This window comes from Porticoccus sp. (assembly GCA_023261185.1).
Classification (GTDB): Bacteria; Pseudomonadota; Gammaproteobacteria; order Pseudomonadales; family Porticoccaceae; genus Porticoccus; species Porticoccus litoralis.
In genome coordinates this window covers 1-24,557 of the sequence record JALRJN010000090.1, presented here as the reverse complement: position 1 = coordinate 24,557, position 24,557 = coordinate 1, and the positions used below count along the sequence as shown (strand labels likewise).

General features: G+C 53.6%; 18 protein-coding genes. 11 read left to right on the top strand and 7 right to left on the bottom strand.

Annotated elements, in window-relative coordinates:
* Window positions 1-62: 62 nt before the first annotated feature.
* The 3 genes from ACYZYZ_RS08655 to ACYZYZ_RS08645 all read right to left on the bottom strand — a co-directional run bounded on the left by ACYZYZ_RS08655 (window position 63) and on the right by ACYZYZ_RS08645 (window position 3,829).
* Window positions 63-566, bottom strand: a complete 504-nt coding sequence (locus ACYZYZ_RS08655; RefSeq protein ID WP_461483971.1) for a DUF6586 family protein — start codon at window positions 564-566, stop codon at window positions 63-65.
* Window positions 567-575: 9 nt separating this feature from the next.
* On the bottom strand, window positions 576-3,215 hold the full coding sequence (topA, locus tag ACYZYZ_RS08650; RefSeq protein ID WP_461483970.1) for a type I DNA topoisomerase: 2,640 nt from the start codon (window positions 3,213-3,215) through the stop codon (window positions 576-578).
* A 125-nt stretch (window positions 3,216-3,340) separates the two neighbouring features.
* Complete coding sequence (locus ACYZYZ_RS08645) at window positions 3,341-3,829, bottom strand: hypothetical protein (protein ID WP_461483969.1); 489 nt, start codon at window positions 3,827-3,829, stop codon at window positions 3,341-3,343.
* A gap of 81 nt (window positions 3,830-3,910) precedes the next feature.
* On the opposite strand from ACYZYZ_RS08645, the gene ACYZYZ_RS08640 reads away from it, so the two are divergent.
* The 6 genes from ACYZYZ_RS08640 to ACYZYZ_RS08615 all read left to right on the top strand — a co-directional run bounded on the left by ACYZYZ_RS08640 (window position 3,911) and on the right by ACYZYZ_RS08615 (window position 9,423).
* Window positions 3,911-4,339 carry a universal stress protein gene (locus tag ACYZYZ_RS08640; RefSeq protein WP_461483968.1) on the top strand — a complete coding sequence of 143 codons (429 nt, stop codon included), beginning with the start codon at window positions 3,911-3,913 and terminating at the stop codon, window positions 4,337-4,339.
* A 99-nt stretch (window positions 4,340-4,438) separates the two neighbouring features.
* The gene (locus tag ACYZYZ_RS08635) at window positions 4,439-6,409 is read left to right on the top strand and encodes a transglycosylase SLT domain-containing protein (RefSeq protein ID WP_461483967.1); all 1,971 of its coding nucleotides are present in this window, start codon (window positions 4,439-4,441) and stop codon (window positions 6,407-6,409) included.
* Complete coding sequence (locus ACYZYZ_RS08630; protein ID WP_461483966.1) at window positions 6,406-7,239, top strand: TatD family hydrolase; 834 nt, start codon at window positions 6,406-6,408, stop codon at window positions 7,237-7,239. Before ACYZYZ_RS08635 ends, ACYZYZ_RS08630 begins: the two co-directional genes overlap by 4 nt.
* A gap of 79 nt (window positions 7,240-7,318) precedes the next feature.
* Complete coding sequence (locus ACYZYZ_RS08625) at window positions 7,319-7,876, top strand: Tll0287-like domain-containing protein (RefSeq protein WP_461483965.1); 558 nt, start codon at window positions 7,319-7,321, stop codon at window positions 7,874-7,876.
* A gap of 58 nt (window positions 7,877-7,934) precedes the next feature.
* A complete protein-coding gene (gene dmeF, locus ACYZYZ_RS08620) occupies window positions 7,935-8,909 on the top strand; it encodes a CDF family Co(II)/Ni(II) efflux transporter DmeF (protein ID WP_461483964.1) in 975 nt (324 codons plus the stop codon).
* Window positions 8,910-8,940: 31 nt separating this feature from the next.
* Window positions 8,941-9,423, top strand: coding sequence for a hypothetical protein (locus ACYZYZ_RS08615; protein WP_461483963.1), 483 nt, complete (start codon window positions 8,941-8,943; stop codon window positions 9,421-9,423).
* Between the two features lie 122 nt (window positions 9,424-9,545).
* Here the strand turns inward: ACYZYZ_RS08615 and ACYZYZ_RS08610 are convergent, their stop codons facing one another.
* From ACYZYZ_RS08610 to rlmKL, 3 genes are all read right to left on the bottom strand, one after another.
* Entirely contained in the window at window positions 9,546-11,207 is a 1,662-nt protein-coding gene (locus ACYZYZ_RS08610; protein ID WP_461483962.1) for a SulP family inorganic anion transporter, read from the bottom strand.
* Between the two features lie 84 nt (window positions 11,208-11,291).
* Complete coding sequence (locus tag ACYZYZ_RS08605; RefSeq protein ID WP_461483961.1) at window positions 11,292-11,543, bottom strand: glutaredoxin family protein; 252 nt, start codon at window positions 11,541-11,543, stop codon at window positions 11,292-11,294.
* Window positions 11,543-13,723, bottom strand: a complete 2,181-nt coding sequence (gene rlmKL / locus ACYZYZ_RS08600) for a bifunctional 23S rRNA (guanine(2069)-N(7))-methyltransferase RlmK/23S rRNA (guanine(2445)-N(2))-methyltransferase RlmL (protein WP_461483960.1) — start codon at window positions 13,721-13,723, stop codon at window positions 11,543-11,545. The genes ACYZYZ_RS08605 and rlmKL overlap by 1 nt, the downstream gene beginning before the upstream one ends.
* A gap of 233 nt (window positions 13,724-13,956) precedes the next feature.
* On the opposite strand from rlmKL, the gene rmf reads away from it, so the two are divergent.
* Window positions 13,957-14,163 (top strand): ribosome modulation factor, encoded by a 207-nt coding sequence (gene rmf / locus ACYZYZ_RS08595; RefSeq protein ID WP_305170888.1) that lies wholly within the window; start codon window positions 13,957-13,959, stop codon window positions 14,161-14,163.
* 131 nt (window positions 14,164-14,294) lie between these two features.
* On the opposite strand, the gene ACYZYZ_RS08590 is transcribed toward rmf, so the two are convergent.
* On the bottom strand, window positions 14,295-19,166 hold the full coding sequence (locus ACYZYZ_RS08590) for an NAD-glutamate dehydrogenase (RefSeq protein WP_461483959.1): 4,872 nt from the start codon (window positions 19,164-19,166) through the stop codon (window positions 14,295-14,297).
* A gap of 183 nt (window positions 19,167-19,349) precedes the next feature.
* Between ACYZYZ_RS08590 and ACYZYZ_RS08585 the strand changes: the two genes are divergently transcribed.
* From ACYZYZ_RS08585 to ACYZYZ_RS08570, 4 genes are all read left to right on the top strand, one after another.
* On the top strand, window positions 19,350-20,306 hold the full coding sequence (locus tag ACYZYZ_RS08585; RefSeq protein ID WP_461483958.1) for an AAA family ATPase: 957 nt from the start codon (window positions 19,350-19,352) through the stop codon (window positions 20,304-20,306).
* A 67-nt stretch (window positions 20,307-20,373) separates the two neighbouring features.
* Window positions 20,374-21,288 (top strand): DUF58 domain-containing protein, encoded by a 915-nt coding sequence (locus ACYZYZ_RS08580; RefSeq protein WP_461483957.1) that lies wholly within the window; start codon window positions 20,374-20,376, stop codon window positions 21,286-21,288.
* Window positions 21,289-21,333: 45 nt separating this feature from the next.
* On the top strand, window positions 21,334-23,355 hold the full coding sequence (locus ACYZYZ_RS08575; protein WP_461483956.1) for a BatA domain-containing protein: 2,022 nt from the start codon (window positions 21,334-21,336) through the stop codon (window positions 23,353-23,355).
* Window positions 23,352-24,557, top strand: a 1,206-nt coding sequence (locus ACYZYZ_RS08570) for a vWA domain-containing protein (RefSeq protein WP_461483955.1), incomplete at its 3' end; no start/stop codon positions are given. The genes ACYZYZ_RS08575 and ACYZYZ_RS08570, both read left to right, overlap by 4 nt.

The window sequence follows — 24,557 nt, the reverse complement described above, 5'->3', positions numbered from 1 at the left end:
TAGTAAAGCGAGATTGTAACAGAGCCGAACCCGGTTATTAACCATCGTCCGGAAAAATTAACTTAGCACTCGAGCATGTGCTGGCGGTGACGTTCTACCACTTCGAGGAAGGCATTGCGCCAATCGGATAACCGCTCTGCCGTGAGTTCCTGGTCATCCTGATCACTGCTGACCTGAACCACCGCTATCGGAGAATGCTGGCTGACCTGCTCTGACTGCACCCGCATCACCTGGTGGCAGGCTGACAATAGACCTCTCAGCCAACTGCCGGGCTGCTGTTCCAGATTAGCCAATTCGCTGGCCTCAGCCGGATGTTTACCCATGGATTGCAGGGCACTGATCAACGTGTCCACGTCCTGTATCTGTTCCAGCTCCCGGCATTTATAGTTGGCGGCCACTTCCCTGAGATAGAACCGGTAGGAAATTTCCAGCTGGAGCAGTACTGACTGGGCCAGTGCCAGGACCTGCAGGCGATTTGTACTCTTCCCCTCACACTCAGCCAGTTGCTCCAGCAATAACGCGCTGAAACAAACGTGCTGGTTCACCACAGACAGGTACGGGTTCACGGCGTGTCTTTATTTCTTGCCTTTGCGGCCATCTGTTTCCTGCCAGCGGCCCTTTTCATAAAAGGCCTTCCAGCCGGTGGGCTTACCCTCCACCTCCGACTGTACGTACTGCTCTGCCGTTTTGCGACTGTAGCGAACCACTGTGGGCAGACCATCGGGATCTTCTGTCGGGGCACTGAACAGGAAACTGTATTTGGGATCGATTTCATCACGATGTGGCAACAGCTCCGATACCAGAGGCGCACGGGTCTCGCGATGACGGGGAAACTTGCTTGCAGCGAGAAACAGGCCGCTGGCCCCATCGCGGAGAATGTAATGATCGTCGACCTTTTCACAGGCCAGCTCAGGCATTGGCACCGGGTCCATTTTTGGCGGCGCGGGCTGACCATTTTTCAGCAGCTTGCGAGTGTTACTACAGCTCTCATTGGTACAGCCAAAGTACTTGCCAAAGCGGCCGGACTTCAACTGCATGTCGCTGCCACACTTATCGCATTCAATGAGCGGGCCATCATAGCCCTTTAGCTTGAAAGACCCGAGTTCTACCTCGTAACCCTCACAATCCGGGTTGTTACCGCAGACATGCAACTTGCGGCCTTCGTCAATCAGGTAGCTGTCCATCGCCGTGTTGCAGAGTTTGCAACGTCGGCGCTCCATCAACTGGCGGCTTTCAGCTTCCTCATCCTCATCGGCATTGACGGCCTCGTCCCCTGGCGTCAGATTCAGTGTGCCCTTGCAGCGCTCCTTGGGTGGCAGGCTGTAGCCGGAACAGCCCAGGAACACGCCTGTGGTACCCGTGCGAATCATCATGGGCCGTCCGCACTGTGGACAGGGGATGTCCGTATGGGAAGGCTGATTGGGACGCATACCGTCATCGGAGGCGTCAGCCTTGGCCAGCTTCTTGGTAAAGTCACGATAGAAGCGGTTCAGTACCTCTTTCCACTCCAGTTCACCCTGGGCAATCTCATCCAGGTATTCTTCCATGGAAGCGGTAAAACCGTAGTCCATCAGATCGGTGAAATTTTCATTCAGGCGATCAGTAACAATGTCGCCAATTTTTTCCGCATAAAAACGGCGGTTTTCCACCCGCACGTAGCCACGATCCTGGATGGTGGAGATGATGGAGGCATAGGTAGATGGACGACCAATTCCCTTCTTCTCCAACTCCTTAACCAGGGAGGCTTCGGAATAACGGGCGGGCGGTTTCGTAAAGTGTTGCAGGGGAATCAGCTTGTTGAGGCTCATGGCCTCGCCCACGGCCATTTCCGGCAGCTCAATATCGTCCCCTTTCTGGGCCATCGCCGGCTGGACCTTGAGATAACCATCAAAGCGGGTTACACGCCCTTTAGCACGCAGCTCATAGTCTGCGGCTTTGACAGTCACCGTGGTGCTAGTGAATTGGGCAGGGGTCATCTGACAGGCCACGAACTGTTGCCAGATCAGGCGGTAAAGTTTTTTAGCATCCTCTTCCATGCCGGCAAGATCACCGGGGAGGATATCGATATTGGAGGGCCGGATGGCCTCGTGAGCTTCCTGTGCCCCGGACTTACTGCTATAGACATTGGGCTTTTCCGGTAAGTAACGGTCACCGTAGCGTTTACCGATAAATTCGCGGCAGGTGTCCACCGCATCAGCACTGAGGTTGGTTGAATCCGTTCTCATATAGGTGATGTAACCAGCCTCGTAGAGACGCTGAGCCAACATCATGGTTTTCTTCACCCCGTAACCCAGTCGAGTGCTGCAAGCTTGCTGTAATGTCGAAGTAATAAAGGGGGCGGAAGGTTTACTGCTGGTGGGCTTGTCTTCCCGGCCGCTGACAACATACGCGGCATTGTTAAGAGCAGCCAGTGCGGCATCGGTCTGTTCTTTGTTAACGGGTCGGAAGTTGTCACTGCCCTGCTTCTTGACTTCAAATCGAACCTGATCTTCTGCCGCTGTCTCCAGGTCCGCGTGCAGCGTCCAGTACTCTTCGGGTTCAAAGGCACGTATTTCGCGCTCACGCTCTACAATCAGCTTGACCGCCACCGACTGAACCCGTCCAGCAGACAGGCCACGGGCTACCTTGCTCCACAACAGGGGGGATACCATGAACCCGACCACTCGGTCGAGAAACCTGCGTGCCTGTTGGGCACTGACGCGGTTGGTGTCGAGACGTCCCGGGTGTTCAAACGCTTCCTTAATTGCTTTCTTGGTAATCTCGTTAAACACCACCCGCTGATAGCTTTCAGGGTCGCCGCCAATGGCCTCCATCAGGTGCCAGGCAATGGCCTCCCCTTCTCTATCAAGATCCGTTGCGAGATAAATATGATCGGCAGTTTTAGCGAGTTTTTTGAGTTCCGCGACAACTTTTTCCTTGCCGGGCAGAATTTCATAGCGGGCTTTCCAGTCGTTTTCCGGATCAATACCCATCCGCGACACCAGTTGCTCCTTGGCCTTGCGGGCACGATGAGCTTCTTTCTCCTCGGGAGACATTTTCCGGGTTGCGGCAGCTGCTTTGGCGCGCTCTTTCGGGTCCACTGTTTTACCGCTTCCACCAGTCGGCAGGTCGCGGATATGTCCAACGCTGGACTTCACGATAAAGTCGTTGCCAAGATACTTGTTGATCGTTTTGGCCTTGGCAGGGGACTCTACGATAACGAGTGATTTACCCATGAATCTATTAAAAACTCAGTGAATTTGAATGAGTGTACCTGCCAGCTTTAGGGCAAGGACAGCTTTGTAAGGGGGCGAATATACATGCGCGGACAGTAGGTCGGTCAAGGAAATTCTTCAATTTCTTACTTTTGACTTCCCTTGGAACCGGCACGAATGGCGCTCATTAATACCGATAATTGCTCAGCCATGACAGCCACATCCGACTCCTTTCCGCGCTCCTGCCAATAGATGGAAAGACCGGCAGCACTGGCCTCCAGCCCCTTCACTGAAGCCGGCATATTGCGGATCACGTCACCGATCGGCACGTCGAGAACAGGGTTCGCCTCACGGCCCAACCATTGCCAGTTAGCCCAGGGAGATGGGTCGCCCCGCCTTGTCTCCGACACCAGCAGCCACTTTTCCATTCGAGGCAAAGGTGTCTGCGGTGTTTTACCGCGCCATGGCAAGGTGTAACTGACATACTCAAGATGTCCTTCACCCTCTCGGGCATCGGGAGGGTTCACCAATCTGATATGAAATCCCTCGCGAGCTGCTGTCTGACGCATGGTAGAAACCAGTTTTTGCCGGGGCGTCTGTCGCAACCACAGCATGGGGGATACAATGATGGCCATGACGAGCGCTATTAACAAATAGGTCATTGTCTGCTACAACTTTTATATCTTTAATGATGATGTGGCAATTGGAGTCGCCTTATGTCCGCCTACAAACACGTCCTGGTCGGCCTGGATCTGCAGCCAGAATCACAGCAAGTCGTTGATCGCGTCAAGTCCCTGTTCTCAGGCAGCGATAGTCGGCTGTCTCTTATTCATGTTCAGGAGCCCCTGTCTTTCGCCTACGGCGGCGATATTCCGATGGATCTCACTGAAGTTCAAAACCAGCTTGAAGAACAGGCCAAGGAACGACTTGCCGCTCTGGGTCTGGAGTTGGGTATCCCCAGAGAGCGTCAACATGTCATTATCGGTCAGCCCTCCCATGAGATGCACCACTTTGCCGAAGAAAATAATGTCGACCTGATTGTGGTTGGCAGTCACGGCCGCCACGGCCTCAGTTTGATTCTCGGCTCAACGGCCACGGGGGTTCTGCACGGTTCGCAATGTGATGTCCTGGCGGTCAGGGTCTGAAAGCTGGCATGGGATGGACCCTGTTCAAGCTTCGCTGATCTGATCTAACATACGCAAACACGACCCTTCCCTCACATTTAAACGGACTCCCAGAATCCCATGGATTGTCACACGGGTAAAAATGCTTTATTCCTTTCTATCACTCTTTTATTTTGCCTTGTTAGCCATATTAGTGTCGCGAAAACACTTTCCCTGGACGAACAGCGCGCGCTCTATCGAGCGGGCAAGATCGCCATCGCCAAGCACGATGAGAGTGAAACCCGCAGGATAATCGCCAATATCGGAGATTATCCGCTGGCACCCTACCTGGAATATCTGTGGTTAAGTGATCGCCTGCGTCAGGCCCGGAACAGCGAGGTCGATGATTTTCTCACCCGGCATAAAGACAGCTCCCTGGCCCGACGCCTACGCTACCGCTGGCTGGAAACCTTGCGTTCTGGAAACAGGCCGGAAGCGTTTCTTAAATACTACCAGCCGGAATCTGCGACTACAGCGCAACAATGTTATTACCAACTAACACGCATTCGCGGAAATGGCGGAGATAACGCCATAACCGATGCCATACAGTTGTGGAATGTCGGCAAGTCCCAGCCAAAAGGCTGTGACCGGCTATTCGAATTATTGATCAAAAACAATCAGATAACTGAGGAAATAGCCTGGCAGCGCTACACTGCTGCCGTGCTTAACCACCAGTACCAGCTCGCCCGCTACCTGCAGCGATTCTTTATCTCCGACAAGTTTCAACAGCTGGCCCGCAATTTTTACCAGGTCGATAGAGACCCCAAAACCATTGGCAACTACCAACTATTTCAGCACCAGGGAAAATTCCTTGAGAATGAAGAAATACACGCCATCGTTATCCATGGTCTCACACACTTGGCACGCCAAGATGCCGTCATCGCCCTGAAACATTGGAATCGTTACCAACAGATCCATACATTTACCGATGAGCAAAAAACCGAGGTCATTTCTGATCTGGTGAAGGGTCTGTATTCACAGGAACACGAAAAGGTGGCCGACGGTTACCTGCTGGAAAACCTCAGTCTTGTAGAACCGGAATTACTTGAATGGCGCGCCAGAAAAGCCATGCGTGAATCCAACTGGGATCAACTCCACGAGTGGATTACCCGAATGCCGGAATCTCTCAAGGAAGAAGATCGCTGGCTTTACTGGCGAGCCCGCAGTAGTGAACTCGCTCAGGGCAGCATCCTTTCAACAGACAATGATTCTGCCTATCAGGTGCTGTCCCGCGGTCGCAGTTTCTACGGTTTCATGGCCAGTGAGTGGCTCGGCATCGATTACGAGATGGCTTTTCGTCAATCCCCGGTAACCACTGAAGACATGGAGAGACTGAGCAAGCTTCCCGGTTTGCAGAGAACCAGAGAATTGATCTTCCACGAGGACTACATTTCTGCGCGCCGTGAGTGGTATCACACCAGCCGCAACTTCAACCAACAGCAATGGATTACCGCCGCACATATTGCCAGCCAGTGGCAGTGGCACAATAGCGCCATCACCAGCCTCATCAACGCCGGATTCTGGGACGATATCAACCTGCGTTTTCCTCTAGCCTTCAGAGACGTCTTCTACAACCATGCCAAGGCCACGAACGTCCCGGTTCACCTGTTATTTGCCGTTGCCCGACAGGAAAGCGCACTGGCTCAAGACGCCCAGTCACCTGCTGGCGCCAGGGGACTGATGCAGCTAATGCCCGCCACGGCCAAACAGACTGCCCGCAAAAACAGTATTCGTTACCGTGGCACCCGTGATCTTCTTGAACCCGAAATCAACATTACCCTGGGCAGTCGCTATTACCGCGAAATGCTCGACCGCTTTGACAACAATCGCATTCTCGCCACTGCCGCCTACAACGCCGGCCCACATCGAGTAACTCGCTGGCTGGAGGACACCCAGGGCAAGCTGCCCTTTGACGCCTGGATTGAAACCATTCCCTTCCGGGAAACACGTAATTACGTGCAGAACGTACTGGCCTTTTCCATGGTCTACGCACACCACCTGGATAGCGATGATCGGATTCTCTCTGAGCAGGAAAAACAACGTCAGTTATGACAGAGCTTCTGGTCAGTACAGACCCGCTGGTCGATATTGGGGTCAATCTTAGCAACAGTGCCTTCAGCGATCAGTTGCCGGAGATTCTTCGGCGTGCACAACAGGCCAACGTCCGCCAGCTGGTAATCACCGGCACTTCTGTTCATGAAAGTGAGCAGGCCGCAGCCATTTGTGAAGACTTTACCCAGGACTTCCCAGGCATGCTGTATAGCACCTGTGGGGTTCACCCCCACGATGCCAAGACATTTGTCGCCGGAACCACCACATCCCAGCTCAGAAGCATCGCTCAGGCGCCGCACGTGGTTGCTATTGGCGAAACCGGCCTAGACTTCAACCGCAACTTCTCTTCCCCCAAAGACCAGGAGAAAGCCTTTGAGGCCCAGCTAGAACTGGCCGCCGAATTATCACTTCCCCTGTTCATGCACGAGAGAGATGCTCATCAGCGGCAATTTGAAATCCTCAAACAATACCGGGATCACATCACTGACGGGGTCATTCACTGCTTTACCGGGGACAAAACGGCACTTTTCAACTACCTCGACCTGGATTTACATATCGGGATTACCGGCTGGATCTGCGATGAGCGTCGCGGCCTGTCGCTACAAAGCCTGGTCACCAGTATTCCAGACCAGCGTCTGCTTCTGGAAACCGATGCCCCCTACCTCCTCCCCCGAACCATGACGCAAAAACCGAAGGCCAAACGCAATGAACCGGCATTTCTGCCATGGGTATTGCAGACAGTGGCCAAGTGCAAAAGTCAGAGAGAGGAACAGGTTGCCCACCAGACCACGCAAAATGCTGTCGCCTTTTTTCGCCTCGCCCAAAAATGATGACTGTCAATATTGCCGCCCCGGTAGCGGCAATCATTATCCCTGCTAAACTGCTGTATTCGTATTCAAGGAAGCATCTATGAAACAGGTTTTTCTGCTGATACTCGGCCTACTGGCATCGACATCCAGCTGGTGTGGCGGCGACCGATCCACCCTTCTGGAGCAGGAGGCAGAGCAGCTTGCCCAGGAGTTTGCGAAGACCCTGAAACCCCAATTAGTAAACGCCCTGCAACAGGGTGGCCCTGTTGAAGCCGTCAAAATCTGCGCCACTGCCGCGCCAGAAATTGCCAGGGAGTTAAGTCAGAACAGTGGCTGGCTGGTGAAGCGGGTCAGTCTGAAAGCCAGAAACACATCAATGGCGATACCTGACAACTGGGAAGAAGCCATTCTGGAACAGTTTGATGATCGCCGAGCTAACGGGGAACCGGCGGAGACGCTATCGGCCACAACCCAAACGAACAGCGAGTTTCGCTACATGAAAGCACAGGGTGTCGGGCCACTTTGCCTGACCTGCCACGGCGAAACCGTAGCACCCAATATTAAACAGGTGCTGGACAGCTATTATCCCGATGATCGGGCAACCGGTTATCGTCTCGGCGAAATACGTGGCGCCATCAGTCTTACCCGTCCCCTGTAATCACCAAACATAGATCCACACCATCCTTAATAGAGTCCTGAGCCAAGCCAGCCCGAAAATGAATCCACCCATACGCGAGCAGCCATTAAGCAAATGGCAACATCACCACGACTTTCACCATACCAATCGTAGGGGCGAACAACGCACCCGCTACGTACTGATTCTGACGGCCATCACCATGGTGGCGGAAATTTCTGCCGGCACCCTATTTGGTTCCATGGCCCTATTGGCCGATGGCTGGCATATGGGCACACATGTTGCCGCATTCATGATCACCATCTTCGCCTATCGTTACGCCCGCAAACACAATAACAACCCCGCCTACAGTTTTGGCACGGGAAAAGTGGGCGTTTTGGGAGGTTTTGCCAGTGCCGTCGCACTGGCCACTGTTGCGTTGATGATGCTGATTGAATCGCTGCAGCGGCTTGTCACGCCCCAGACAATCCAATTTAATGCGGCCATCAGCGTGGCGGCCCTAGGTCTGTTCATCAACTTGTTAAGTGCCGTGATTCTCAAGGATCACCACGCTCATGACCATGCCCACGGCGTGGGCTCGGATCACGACCACCACGCACATCATCACGATCACAACCTCTACGCTGCCTACATGCATGTACTGGCCGACGCACTGACCTCAGTGTTGGCCATCGCCGCCCTGCTCTGTGGCAAATATCTGGGATTCAACTGGCTCGACCCGCTGATGGGTATTGTCGGTGCAATCATCATTTCCCGCTGGTCATGGGGATTAGTCAGGCAGTCGGGCCCCATTCTGCTGGACGGCAGCCTTCCCCTTAAGCAACGGGAAGCGATACGTGAAACCATTGAAAAAGATGGCGAGAATCTTGTCACAGATCTACATATCTGGCGGGTCAGCGAACATCACTTTGCCGCTATCATCAGCATTGCCAGCACCCATCCCCGAGACGCAGAGTATTACAAGCAGGTTCTGGCCGGCTTTGAAGCACTGGAGCACCTTACTATTGAGGTCAACCCAATTGGTCAGCATCCGGAAAACCAGGCGAAACAGGCCTGAAACAACCCTGTTGCCACACCAGGAGACAGTAATGATCAGGAAACCTAAAACGCTGTTGTCTTACCTGCTGCTGTTGGCGAGCACCTGTCTGATTCCCTCGGCATCAACTCTGGCTGAGCAACAGGTCATGGAAATCGCTGCCCAAGTTGCGGGAGCCGTGCTGTTCAATGAAGCAGAAAAAAGGTTGTTTGGTGACTACCTGAGAGACCGTCACTATGACGATCAGGATGAGTACCATCAGGGAAAAACAAAAAAACTGCCCCCGGGTCTGCGCAAGAAACTGGAGCGCGGTGGCGAATTGCCTCCGGGCTGGCAACAAAAGGTCGCCAGGGGTGAGGTACTGGATGCCGATGTCTACTACCATAGCCGGGACCTGCCCGACGACATCCTGAGACGACTGCCCCGGGATATCGATGGCACGTCAATCCGCCGTATTGATGACCGTATCGTGCGCATTGTGGATGCGACACGGACTATCTTGGATGTGTTCTATTTAACAAACGGCAGCTACTAGCCCTCCCCAACCGCAGTAAGGAAGCAGGCAATTTCAGGTGGATTCAACCTGATTTGGACATCTGGTCCACCGAAGTGTGCCCACAGCCTAGAGCCCTGATATGGACTCAGGAGTCGACATTATTAACTTTCAGCAGTCAGACCGGGGCGTGAATCCACGTAGCTCATCATCTCTTCAAATGACGTAAAGATTCTGTCCCTGCCCAGAGTATCCAGGGTACCCAGCCTTGCCAGACTCTGTTCCGTTTTCTCGGATAATCCCACCACCAACACATCGCGGCCATTGGCCATCTCTGTTTGAATCAGCTCATCGAGAATCATGGCGGTCGAGGTGCCGACCAGGAGCGCGCCCGTCAGGTCAAAGATCATGGTCTGATGCGACATCTGGCTGGACAGGCGTCGCCTGAGCCCCCGACCCACACCGAAACTCAGCGGCCCCTTGAGTCGCAGCATCAACAGAGCTCCCTGCTGAGACTCCAGCCATTGCTCTTCAGTTGGCCTGCCCTTTTCACTGGCATTGGTGCCATCGGTGAGGTGCACACTGTCCAACTGGATACTGGTCAAACGCTCCACCGTTATCAGGTTTGACAGGAAAACCCCCACCAATATGGCTGTTATCAGGTCGACAAACACCGTCAGGCCAAGCACGAGCAACATCAGTGCGACCGTATTCATGGGCAACTTGCCGAGACGGCGAAAGAAAGGCCAGTCGATAATATCAAGACCCACCTTGATCAGGATGCCCGCCAGCACCGCCAGTGGCACATGGGCCGCATACTTGCCTGCACCCATCATCACCACCAGCAAAACCAACGCGTGTATTGCCCCTGAAAACCCGGTCTTTCCACCGGCGCGAATATTCACCACCGTGCGCATGGTTGCCCCGGCCCCTGGCAGTCCGCCAAAAAAACCTGCCAGAGTATTACCAACGCCTTGGCCAATCAGCTCCCGATCAGAATCGTGCTGCTGCTTGGTCATGCTATCTGCTACCAGGGACGTCAACAGCGAATCTATGCTCCCCAACACCGCCAAGAGCACCCCGGCATAAAGCAGCTCACCCAACACGTCCAGATTGATGACAGGCCAGTGCAGCGGGGGGAAACCTGTGGGTATATCGCCAATAATGGCAATGGCTTCCGGAGGCAACCATAGCGCAACCAGGGTACCTGTCAGTAGCGCGACCAGTGGTCTGGGCAGCCATACATTCCATCGAGCTGGCCACAAATACACGACGGCCAATGCCAGCCCCCCTAACGCAAGTTCCTGCCAATTGATGGCTAGCAGCCAGTCCGGCAAGCTCACCAGTGCAGCCATCAGCGAAGGGGTTCCACCATGACCCAATAGCGGACCCAGCTGCAGGATAATAATGATGACCCCGATACCAGTCATAAACCCAGAAATCACTGGATACGGCACCAGAATAAAATATTTACCCAACCTCAACAGACCGAAAGCGATCTGAAATAGCCCGGCAATGATCACGGCGGTAAACCCGAGGTAGAGCCCGGTTTCGGGATATTTCGCCTGCATGGAAGTGAAAACTCCTGCCATCACTACCGTCATCGGGCCAGTCGGCCCGGATACCTGGGAGGGGGTACCACCAAATAATGCAGCAAAAAAACCCACCAGCACCGCGCCATACACCCCTGCCACGGGCCCTGCCCCGGAGGCCATACCGAACGCCAGCGCCAGTGGCAACGCCACCACGGCCGCTGTCAGACCGCCGGTAAAATCGGTTCCGATATGACGGAATGACAATTGGTTAAAGCGAGATTGACTGGACATGGCAACCCTCGGTGGAGGTACTAATTCAACCCAACAATACTAACAAGATTGCCAGATGGTGCCCGAGAGCGGAATGCCGAATTTCTAATAATTGTTATGAATATTGAGCAGACGACGCACCTGACCGGCACTAAACGGCCAGCCTTTTTCCCGGCCATCGGGAGTGACCACCACGGGAATACGAATACCGTATAGCGACTGCAATTGCTCGTCGGTCGCGATATTGACTTCATGCAACTGCCAGCCCTCTTCGTGGAGTACGGGGTACAGTAATGCCTTGGCCTGCTCACAAAGGTGGCATTGGGGACCGCTGTAGAGGGTTAGCACTTTCTCCATCAGCCATCCCCTTCCCGATGACGAATTAACCAGCAGTTGTGAATTTTCTGATTGCGTTGGAAGTCGGGGTCAAAGGTCTGCGCAGTGATATTTTCCACCAGATAATCCGCTGTCACACTGTCACTCAACTCAAATTTTCGGTAGTTGTTAGAAAAGACCAGGGTGCCACCACGGGCGAGAATAGCCATCGCCTGTGCGATCAGGCGCGGATGATCCTGTTGAATATCCAGCACGCCCTCCATTTTCTTTGAATTGGAGAATGTCGGCGGGTCGAGAAAGATCAGGTCAAACTCGCCCTGGCCTTTGGCCAACCAGTCCAGACAATCTGCACGCATCAGTTGATGGCGCTCCTGGTCGAGCTTGTTGAGCACAAAATTGCGACTGGCCCATTCCAGATAACTGTTGGACATATCCACGCTGAGGCTACTGGCTGCACCTCCCAGCGCCGCATGTACCGTGGCCGCTGCGGTATAGCAAAACAGGTTCAGGAAACGTTTTCCCGCGGCCATCTCGCCCAGCAGACGGCGAACCGGGCGGTGGTCGAGAAAAAGCCCCGAGTCGAGATAATCACTGAGATTGATTTCAAATCGACAGGAACCCTCCGTGACCACAAATACGCTGCCATCACGCTGGTTGCGCTGTTGACGTGACTTCACCGGTTGGTACTGGCTGTCACCCTTCTGTCGACGCCGCTCCTTGAAAAACAGCTTGCCACGACTCCCGGGATAGAGGCTCAACAGTGCCTGGCGAACTTCACTGAGATGGCGATTGGCCTGCTCTTCATCGATCTTAGCCGGGGGCGCGTATTCCTGAACGTGAATGGCCTCATCGTAGATATCCACGGCTACGGCATACTCCGGCATGTCCGCGTCGTAGAGGCGATAACAGCTGACACCGGATTTATCCAACCACGGGGACAACTTGCGGGCATTCTTTTTCAGACGGTTGGCAAACATCTGCGCCCCATCACTGAGGCTTTTCTGATACGGCGAAGTTTGCGATGGCTGCTCATCTGTCACGCTGCGCAGCTGAAACAGCAACAACTGACTGGGGATGGTGCCATTAAAAAACTGATACTTTTTTTCTGCCCGCAGACGCAGCTCACCGGCAAGATCTGCATTACCGGTAATCACCGCCAGCCGCCAACCGGGGCACTCCCGCTTGGCCACTTCACCCAGTGTCTGATAGAGGGGGCGAAGCTCTTCCATATCACCCCAGCGTTCGCCGTAGGGCGGGTTGCAGATAATCAGGCCGTTATCAATTTCCCTGTGGGTAGGTTTCTTGAAGGCCTGAATGGGCTTGGCCATTACCCGCACCCATTTCTCCAGGCCGGCACAGGCAATGTTTTCCTGGGCGGCACTTACGGCGCGGGTATCTTTATCGTAGCCACGAATTTCCGGCAACTCTTTTGCCAGCCCTTGCTCACAGCGTGCCAATGCCTCCTGACGTAACTCCTGCCATAGATCCGGTTCATACTGCTTCCAGCCATGAAAACCAAATTGCTCGCGGTTTAAACCCGGGGCGATATCGGCAACCATCATCGCCCCTTCAATCAGCAGTGTTCCACTGCCACATAAGGGGTCAAGCAGTGCACCACCACTGGCCGCGATTTCTGGCCACCCGGCCCTCAGCAACAACGCTGCGGCCAGGTTTTCTTTCAGGGGTGCGGGCACCATGGCTACACGATAACCGCGCTTGTGCAGGCTATCGCCGGAAAAATCCAGGCTGATGTTGGCCTGATCCTTGGCAAGCCGCACATTGATACGCAGATCGGGGTGTTTTAAATCCACATTGGGCCGCGCTGAGTAATGACTCTGCAACCGATCCACGATCGCGTCCTTTACCTGTTGGGCGCCAAACTTGGTATGGCGAATCGCATCGTTGGTACCGATAAAATCCACGGCAATCGCTTCATTGGGCGTTAGATGCTCCTCCCAGGGAATAGCTGCCACACCGCGGTACAGATCATCGGCACTGTCGACGGGGGTTTTATCCAGCGGCATCAGGATGCGATTAGCCAGTCTCGACCAGAGACAGGCGCGGTAGGCGAAGGCCATATCCCCTTCCGCATAGACTCCAGCTACCGTTTCACGGGTTTTTACGGCACCCAGCTCGGCGAGTTCACTGGCTAACAATGCTTCGAGACCTTTAGGACAGCTGGCAAACCACATAGTCATCATTATCTACTTTCATCCTAATTTTGCTGAAGGGCCCGTATTCAGACAGTCTCGCCTTCAAGATGCAACCGGCTGATTACTTAGCGTAATTAAAACCCATTGCTTATAGACAAATAAAATCCTCGACAGCTGTGCCCAGTTTTGATGAGATAGACCGGCTGTACGAAAAAAACTAACAGGCCACAGCCAGTATAGAAGTCGGCAGTAGTGGCTCAGGAATGAGGAGTTCATGTCCTATGAGAAGACAAAAACGCGATTCATCCCACCGTGCATTTATTAAAGGATACCAAGCTGGCATCAGCGGCAAAAACAAATCTACATGTCCCCATACAGAAGAAACATCCCTCGCCCAGGACTGGTTTAACGGCTGGCGCGAAGGACGCGAAGATAACTGGAGTGGCTACAACGCACAAGCCTGTCAACAAAAAGTCATTAGTCTATAAAAGAAAAACAAACTAACAATTTCTCCCTTGGGGTTAACAACCCCTCATAAAGCCCAAAGGGCTTTGAAGCGGAGGCAAAAGCCTCCCTCCGCTTCCACCAACCACCCATCTCCCACTACTGTAACAAGTTACTAAACGGCACAGACCGGGGGTGAATCCTGCCGGTTTTCTGTGGACTGCACCAGATCCAACAATTCGCGCAATGCCACCGAGAACATGGCAAAGTCGTACACCGGCGCGGTGTGAAGCTCTTTCATCATATCCTGCCAGCGTTTGATCAGAGGCGATTGGGCCGCTTTCCAGATATGTATCACGTTGTCGATATCTTCCATGACAGCAATATCTTTCAGCAACGTACCCGCCAGAGAACGCCGTTGGTTTTCAAGGTCATCCACAAATGATTCCCGAGCAAAATCTTCCCAGCGACTGGCAGGTTCAAGGTGCACTATCTGCTCGGCAAACCATTCCAGATCCAGCTCAACGCTGAGCTTGTAATACAGCTCAAGCACCAGCCCCACCGGTTTGTCGCTGCTTGCTGCGAGGTCAACAATGCCAAATCCGAAAAACAGGAAGTTGGAGCTGGACACCAGCATAGCCACTTCTTCCTGAACCCCCTGCTCCACCAGGCGGGTAACTTCAGCTTGCCAGCCATTCTCCTCTTCCCCCTGGGCAAACAACGTCGGCAACAACAATTGCAGCTCGGCGAGTTTCGGGCCAAGGGTTTTTACTTCTTTCCCGGGGTTCAGACAGGACCGGCGGTTGCGCAAGACCCAGCGGGAAGCACGCCGACCCAGACGCATCAGGGCATAGAATAGTTCGAATTGCACCTCTGCCGGCACCTGGTAATCGAGCTGCTCCACTCGGTGCCAAAAATGCTGTAGGTGGAGGATGTCCCGCACCACCACATAGGCTCTGACCACGTCATCAACGGTGGCCCCGGTGGAGGCTACCTGGCGGAGAAAATAGTTGACCCCCATCAGATTGACGATCTCATTGACGATCTGGTTGGTTATGATTTCACGCCTCAGGCTATGGTGCATCACCTGTTCGGGGTAATCCTTCAGCAAGCGCTTGGGAAACGCCCCCTCGATGGCTCTGGCGACATAGGAATCTTCTGCCGCATCAGATGCCAGCACCTGTTCCTTGATGAGAATTTTGGCGTAAGACACCAACACAGACAGTTCCGGATGGGTCAGCCCCACCGAACGTTTCACGCGATCCTTGAGGGTCTCATCATCCGGCAGGAATTCTAATGCGCGATCAATTTTTCCAGCGGCCTCCCAGTCGGTTAGGGTGCGCCAGTACTCGGAGAAGTTAGTCACGCAGCGATAGTGTGCCAGACTGATAGCCAGGGTCTGCCGGTAATTGTTGTTGAGTACCAGATCCTCCACCTGGTCCGTCATGTCCACCAGCAATTGATTACGCTGCTTGGTGGTGAGGTCCTGGGACTGAACCAGCTCGTTGAGGAGAATCTTGATATTCACTTCATGGTCTGAGCAGTCAACGCCACCCGCATTATCGATAAAATCCGTGTTGCAGGCGCCACCATTGAGGGCAAATTCAATACGCCCCCGCTGAGTCATACCGAGGTTGCCCCCTTCACCAAACACACGACAGCGCAATTCCCGGCCATTGACGCGCACCGGGTCATTGGCCCTGTCCCCCGCCTCCTGGTGACTCTCTGTCGATGCTTTGACGTAAGTACCAATGCCTCCGTTCCAGATCAGGTCCACGTCGGATTTCAGCAGCTCATGAATCAGCTCATTGGGTTTTAGGGCAGTCGCGTCCAGGCCAAAACGTGCTCTGACCTCTTCGGAAAGTGGCACTGATTTCGCCGATCGTAAATAAACGCCGCCACCTTTTGAAATCAACTCCGGGTTGTAGTCCTCCCAGTTCGACCGGGGCAAATCGAATAACCGTTGTCGCTCGCCAAAGCTGAGGGTGGCATCCGGGTTGGGGTCGAGAAAAATATGCTGGTGATTAAATGCAGCCACCAGGCAGATATGCTCGGAACGCAGCATGCCGTTGCCAAAGACATCGCCCGCCATATCGCCGATGCCCACAACGGTAAAATTTTCTTTCTGGGTGTTTAGGCCAATCTCCTGAAAATGCCTCTGCATAGAGACCCAGGCCCCACGGGCAGTGATGCCCATTTTCTTGTGGTCATAGCCGAATGACCCCCCGGAGGCGAAAGCATCTCCCAACCAGTGTCCGTACTCCAGGGAGATGTCATTGGCGTAATCGGAAAAGGTGGCTGTCCCTTTGTCGGCTGCGACCACTAGATAGGGATCGTCGTAGTCCCGGCGCACGACACAGGGCGGCGGAACAATCTCCCCGCCGACAATATTGTCCGTCAGGTCCAACAATCCACGAATGAACAGTCTATAGCAGGCAATGCCTTCCTCAAGAAATGCTTCTCGACTGGGATTTCGCGGCATCTGCTTGGCGACAAAACCTCCCTTTGCCCCAGTGGGTACAATCACGGCGTTTTTCACCTGCTGGGCTTTGACCAGGCCCAGCACCTCCGTGCGGTAGTCCTCAAGCCTATCCGACCAGCGCAGCCCGCCCCGAGCGACTTTTCCGGCCCGCAGGTGCACCCCTTCCATACGAGGGCTGTAGACGAAAATTTCAAACATCGGTCGCGGTTCAGGAGCGTCACTGATCTCTCGAGGTGCCAGTTTGACCGAGATGTATGGTTTGACGGCACCCTCCGCATCCAACTGGAAGAAATTGGTGCGCTTGGTAGCGTTGATTAGTTGCAGGTAACTGCGTAGCACCCGGTCGGCATTGAGATTGATGACCTGATCGAGCATGTCGGTGATTTTTTCATTAAGGCGCTCGGCCCGCCCGTACTCATCGCCGTGGGATTCCAGTAATTTCGGATCGAACAGACAACGAAACAGAGCCACCAGGTTACGCGTCAATTCCAGATTCGTTGCCAGCGTATCGGCAATAAAATCCTGGCTGAAACTACTACCCAGTTGTTTCATGTAGCGGCCGTAGAGTCGTAGTAACGCCACAGTGCGCCAGTCGAGCCGCGCTCCGACCACCAGGTGGTTGTATCGGTCATTTTCTGTATGCCCAGACCAGACCGCGGAAAAAGCGTCTTGAAATGCATTGCGCACCAGCGACACATCGACATCCACGTCCAGACCAAAGCGCAAGGTAAAATCGTGCATCCAGATTTCACTACCCTGGTGAGGCGTAATCTCGTACGGGTGCTCACCGAGCACACGAAACCCCAGGTTTTCGAGCATCGGCACCAGCTCGGACAGCTCCAGCTGCTCGGCGCGGTGGAACAGCTTGAAGCGCATAACATTTCGTTCCGCACCGAGCGGCTGGTAAAAACTGGTGGCAATCTGCCCTTCCCGCTCCAGCCCATGAAACAGGTCAATATCGTGAATGGCTGAACGATGATCAAAATGGTCACGGTAGCTGGCGGGAAATGCATTGCGGTAGGTACTGGCCATATTCCGGCCCAGCTCCTCGCCCCAATGTTCCAGAGCAGCTTCTTCCAGATCATCTCCCCAGTCCTGGGTAAGAGAAACAATATGACGTTCAAGATCGCGCTGATTGACTTCCCGGTAGCGGTCCGACTCGATCTTGAGCACAAATTGGGTTCGCGCCAGTATGGATTCCGAAAAACTGGTGTTGAATTCACACTCCTCAGCGCCAAACTCTTCCTTGAGCACTTCTTCAATATGGGTGCGGATGGAGGTCCGGTAGACGTCTCTAGGCATGTAAACCAGGCAGTTTACAAACTTTTCAAACGGGTCGACGCGCACAAAGAGTTTGACGATACGTCGCTCGTTGATCTGCCAGACACCCACCAAAGTGGCGTAGAGTTCATCGGCTGAAGAGTGGAACAACTCATCCCGGGGATGCACCTCGATCAACTGCCGCATTGCCTTGAAGTCGTGGCTGCCGGGCGGAAACCCGGTTCGATCCAGGACCTGTTGTACCCGCTGACGGATCAGCGGAATCTGGAAAGGGCTGGCATGATAAACAGCCGAGGTATACAGCCCCATAAACAGGTACTCGCCCACCACATTGCCCTGACGGTCAAAATGTTTCAGCACGATAAAGTCCGCGTAGGCCTGCCGGTGTACTTTTGAACGGCAGGACGACTTGGTAAACGCCAGCGGTGCATCTCCTTCATAAAATGCTTGGATACCACCGCTCATTGAAGACAGAGGCGTCTTTTCGTCCCCCAGGTGGTGTCGCCTGAAGATGCCTAATTGCTGTCCCTCCTCAGCCCTGAGTAACGGATTATTCCGGCCTTTGAGAAGTTTAAATTCCGCCACACCATGAAAGATAAAAGCGCCGTCACGCAGCCATTCCAGAAAACTGGCCAGCTCATGGACATCCTCCTCTGGCAGACCGCCCGGATTGGCGCGGACTTCAGTGATGACCTTGTTGACGCGCTCCGTCATAGGTTGAAAATCATCCGTGACAACTTCCACATCCTGCAGCACATCAACAATGTCATGCTCGAGGGTTTGCAGGGTTTCCGTGGAGGTGTGCAGATCGATATCAATAAAGATCAATGCTTCAGGACGGCTGTTGGGGTCATCTGCGGTGGCCAGCAAATCCAGTAGCTTGCCTTCCTCATCCCGTACCACGTTCAACAGGGTGCTTTTAATAACCTGTACGTCAATACCGATCCGATTAAGCAGAATTCGTACCGAATCCACCAGGAAGGGCATATCCCGCTGCAGAATAAAAATGGCTGTTGCATCATTAACCCAACCGTCCTCTTCCAGGGACGGGTTGAACACCCGAACTTTTGGCCTCAGGATGTCCCGCTTATTGTTGAACAGGTAAAGGCTGTGAACAAACCCCTCAATGTCCTCAATACGCTCCTCGGCCAACTCCTCTATGGGAAACAGGTCAAAGAGTCTGTGGGCAAAGGGCACCAGCTTTTTTGCCAATGCCGGAGAATAATGTTTATCAAACAGTTCCTCTAACCGAGTGAAAAAATCACTCTGTGAAAGCACCTGCATGAAGCCTCCCTTTTTTCATTATTGTCAGGATATTAGTCGGCCATTATGAACCGAGTTTCATTATCACTGAACTTCATTTACTCCCTACAGTCTAGGTTAACTTCGCAGGAATGCTCCTGTTTGGGTTAACTGCTCACAGGCATTACAATTCATCGCCTTATATCATCGAGAAGTATCAACAGCATGACGCACCAACAAAAAATTCTGCAACTCCGTGATTTTCTCAACAACCAGATTGTCGGCCAGCCACACCTGGTTGAACGACTCATTATTGCCTTGCTGGCAGACGGCCACCTGCTGGTGGAAGGCGCGCCAGGGCTGGCAAAGACCAAAGCCATTAAGACCCTATCAGAGGGCATCAGCGGAGATTTCCACCGCATTCAGTTTACCCCCGACCTCTTACCGGCAGACATCACCGGCAGCGATATCTACCGCCCTGAGGACGGCAGTTTTCAGTTTCAGCCCGGTCCTATCTTTCATAACCTAGTGTTAGCCGATGAAATCAACCGGGCTCCGGCCAAAGTGCAGTCGGCCCTTTTGGAAGCGATGGCAGAACGACAGATCAGTGTCGGTCGCAGCACTTACCCCCTACCAAAGCTGTTCCTGGTCATGGCCACCCAGAATCCCATCGAACAGGAAGGTACTTATCCATTACCCGAGGCTCAGCTGGATCGCTTCATGTTTTTCATTCATGTCGACTACCCTTCGGCTGCGGAGGAGAAACAAATCGCCCGTGAAACAACAAGTAAGAATGCCCCGACGCTTGAAAAGCTTATCGGAGCTGAGGAAATAAAGCTCTTTCAAGAGGTGGTTCAGAGAGTGCCCGTGCCGGAGCACATTTATGATGCTGCGGTTGAAATGGTGCGCCAGACTCGCCCAAATTCCGAGGAAGCCCCTGACTTTGTCAAACAATGGGTCAGCTGGGGAGCTGGGCCAAGAGCCATTCAATACCTAATCAAGGGCGCCAAGGCGCGTGCTGTTCTCAAAGGCAGCTACATGGTTCGATTCGAGGACCTTGAGGCAGTTGCCCAGTCGGTCCTGGCTCATCGAATCCTCACGAACTTCCAGGCACAAGCCGAGGGGCGGACCAGCCGCACGGTGATCGAATCCCTGCTCGAACTTCAGGTTAAGAAAGCGTAGCCCCGCGCCTACCTTGACGATGTTCCTATGACGGTGAATTGGGAAATAGCACTCAAGGCCAAACGCCATGGATGACCCTCAAGCTACCAGTCGTTCTCTGATCGACCCTGCCATCACCGCCAGGATGGCAGTTCAGCCCCTGGTGGCTCGATTTCCCATGGAAGGCACGGTCTCGGGCATGCATCGAAGCCCTCATCGAGGTTCAAGCGTCGAATTCGCAGAATATCGACAGTATGTACCTGGGGACGATCTGCGGCGACTGGATTGGAGGGTTCTAGGGCGAACCGATCGTTACTACCTCAAGGAATTTGAGGCTGAAACCAACTTGCGCTGCTACTTCGTCATCGATTGCAGTGGTTCGATGAAATTTTCTAGTCATGAGGTCACCAAACTGGACTACGCCATCAAGCTCATTGCTCACCTGGCCTACCAGGTCATCGGACAGGGGGACGCCGCAGGCCTGGTGAGTGTCGGCCCTCGTATCATCACGGAGATCCCGCCCAAGCGATCACCATCCCATTTGCAACTGATCTTGGACCAACTGCAGCAAGTCAAAGCCAAGGGGGAAACGGGATTAAGTGACACCCTTCATGAACTGGCTGAAAAAGCTAAAAGACGCGCCTTGGTTTTAGTATTTTCTGATTGCTTCACCGATCTGGAGCCTCTGATCAACAGTTTTCAGCACCTTAGATTTCAGAAGCATGATGTGGGCTTATTTCATATCCTGGACCCACAGGAAATGAGTTTTGACTTTGACCGCCCCATCCGATTTGCCGATCTGGAGAGCTCCTTCAGCATGGTGACCGAACCGTCGATGGTCCGCGAAGCCTATCTCGAACAATTCCGACAGTTTCAATCTGGCCTCCAGAAAGGCTGCCACGAATGCAATGGTGACTACCGCAGTGTCATGACTCATCAACCAGCTGGACAGGTATTGGGTGATTTCCTGGTCGACCGAGCCAAAGCTCTTTCGATCCGATAAGGTCGTGAGCATCATGCCAGCAACCACGAAGCAAAGAATCCTAGAATGACTTTCCTCCAGCCTTTGCTTCTCTATGCCCTGCCTCTGGCGCTGTTGCCGGTCATCATTCACCTGCTCAACCGCCTGCGTCACCGCACTCAAGCATGGGGTGCGATGCGATTTCTAGTCGCCGCATCCCGCAGTTCGGTCAATCGAGCCCGGCTCAAGCAATTCCTTATCCTGCTCTTGCGCACCCTTGCAGTGTTGATGCTTATCCTTTTCTTGGCTCGACCGCTGACCGGGGGCTGGATGGGGTGGGCCTTTGCCTCAGCCCCAGATACGGTGCTCATTCTTCTGGATCGTTCAGCCAGTATGGACACTCGTTTGGCAGGCACCTCTCTGACTCGAAGGGAGCAGGCGCTCCAACGCATTCAGCAAGCAGCCGAGCCCTATCAAGGCGTTTCCAATTTCGTTTTGATTGAAAGCGCTGGTGCCACAGCACAATCTTTGGCTCAAATCGATCAGATCGCTGACCATGCCCTGGCATCATCGACGGACACCACCACGGATATGCCATCCCTGCTTCAGCGCTCGGTTCAATGGCTAAGCGACAACCAGGCTGGCACCACCGAAATTTGGATTGCCTCGGACCTCCAACGCTCAAATTGGTATCCTTCAGATGATCGCTGGCAATCAACCATGCAACAATTCGAAGCATTACCCCAGAACGTTCGCTTTCGCTTGTTAGCGGTCAACGAGCAAACAGAAGTCGATACCAGCCTTCAGTTAGCCGATGTTGCCTTGCTTAGGAAGCAGGGTCAGGAACGCTCTCTTCGGATCACGGCTGACTTCACACAATCCTCCGGAACAGGGGAAAACCTGAATGCCATACGAACCATCAACGGTTTGAGCTCTTCGGTTGAAATCCCCATGCAAGGCTCAGCATTACGTTGGCAGGATCTTTGGAGTCTTGGCAGTGGCAACGAACAGGGCTGGGGAAGTCTTACGCTCGCTGCAGACGGCAATCTCAATAACAACGCTCTGTATTTTGTCTTTGGCCAAGATAGGCCCAATCAGGCGCTAGTGATCAGCGATCAAGCCTATGATGGAAGCGTGCTTGCCCTGGCTTCAGGCCAGGCTACAGCAACCGGATGGCAAGCCTCTGAAATCAGGCGACCTGGCCCCTCTGCACTCAGCAATCTAGAGGAAGTTTCACTCATTATTTGGCAAGGCCCTTTGGCCCAAGATCAGGCCGCCTCCACCCTGCAGTCTTTTGCCTCGGAAGGTGGGGTCGTCCTTTGCTTCCCACCTTCAAAATCACAAGAGCAAGTCACACCCTTTGCGGGCGTGCGTTGGGTCGAATCAGAAATGGCTTCTACGGACCAGAGCTTTGCCATTGGCAGGTGGGATCAGGAGACCGGACTTCTGTCCGACACGGCAGAGGGATTTCGTCTTACGGTGGATCAACTTGAGGTGATTCAGCGTCGAAGAATTCAGCATACAGGCAAGGTCATCGCAGCTTTTGCCGATGGGGAACCGCTGCTCATTCAGCAGATCATAGGGCAGGGTTCCATCTACTTCATGACCACACTGCCTCACCCCAACTGGTCTGGGCTAGATCAGGGAACCGTCTTGCTTCCTCTCATCCAACGAGCACGCTTGCAGGGTGCCAGAAGGCTTGAACAAACTTATTTCTGGACTTGTGGTGATGTGAGCCAACCTGAGCTGGAAGCGGGTTGGCTTCCCGTGGAGGAGGGATCAGAAAAGTCCATCACTGAACAAGCTGGTGTCTACCGTCAGGGTGATCGGCTGGCTGCAGTCAATATTCCGAGTGCGGAATTTCTCCCTGAGCTGGCGAGCGGGGAGGAAATACAAGCGCTTTTTAAAAACGTATCCATGCAGCTATTTGAGGAAACCACAACCCGAGGAGAGACAGACCTGCAAAGTGAGGTATGGCGTGTGTTTCTTGGCTGCATGCTGGCTTTCCTGTTGATCGAAAGCTGGTTGATGATTTCTGGACCGGGCAGCACGGCACATCTGGCTGCTAGCCAAGGTGGCTTGAGGCCTCAAACAAGGAGCGCTGCATGAATCATTGGCAATTCTCCATCACCCCATTATTGACGGTAAGCCTGCTTTGCCTTGGCTTGCTAGCCAGCTATTTTTCCTGGCGTATATGGGTGCAGAATGGACGCTCAAGAAGAATCCTTCTGCTGGAGGGTTTTCGTTGGCTGATCATGCTATTGCTCCTAGTCACCTTATTGAGACCTGAGAGGGTCAAACTGATTGAATGGGAAGAGGAACCTGCGGTGGTCGTCCTCAATGATCTCTCGGGAAGCATGAACACAAGGGATGTGTTTTCAACCAACTCGGTTATCACTCGAGGTGCTTGGGTGTCCCAAATGCTCCAAAATAAGATTTTTTCGCCACTGGAGGCTAATTCAAGGGTTTTGACCAGTGGCTTTGGCACTCCCCCCGAAGTAGCTGAGGGAGATACCGCCTCATGGGTCGAAGGAACCGATCTTAACGAGGCGCTCGAATCTGCCATGCGTCGTGAGTCAAACCTCAAGGCTGTTGTGTTGCTTAGCGATGGCGACTGGAACCTGGGCGACTCCCCGACCCTTGCCGCCTCAATGTATCGCAATCGAGGTATCCCCATCTTTACGGTCGAAGTTGGGCAGGACACTCCCCTACCGGATATCGAATTAGAATCCGTCAGCGCTCCATCCTACGGGTTACTTGGTGAACAGATTTCGTTACCTTTCCAAGTCTTCAACCGCATGAGCATGGATCAAACGATGGTCGTTCGTCTCATGGATGGAGACCAAGAAGTGGCTCAAAAGGAAATTCAGGTTGCTGGCCTCTCTGACATTCAGGAAACCTTGGTGTGGTCGCCGCAGGAAATGGGAGAACGTTCCCTGCGTCTGGTATTACCAATCCAGCCAGGGGAGGCACTGGAGGACAACAATACCAAGGATTTTACAGTCAATGTACGCATGGAGACACTTAAAGTATTGGTTATCGACTCCTATCCCAGGTGGGAATACCGCTACTTGCGCAATGCACTGGAACGTGACCCCGGAGTCGAGATGGATTGTCTGCTCTTTCACCCTCAAGTGGGGATGGGCGGAGGAAACCGATATCTCTCAAGTTTTCCCAACAGCAAAGACCTCATTGCTCCCTATGATGTCATTTTTCTGGGTGATGTGGGCGTTGAGCCCGGCCAGTTGAGCAAGGAAGATGCCGAGCTGATCAAAGGCCTGGTGGAGCAGCAAGCAGCTGGACTGGTCCTC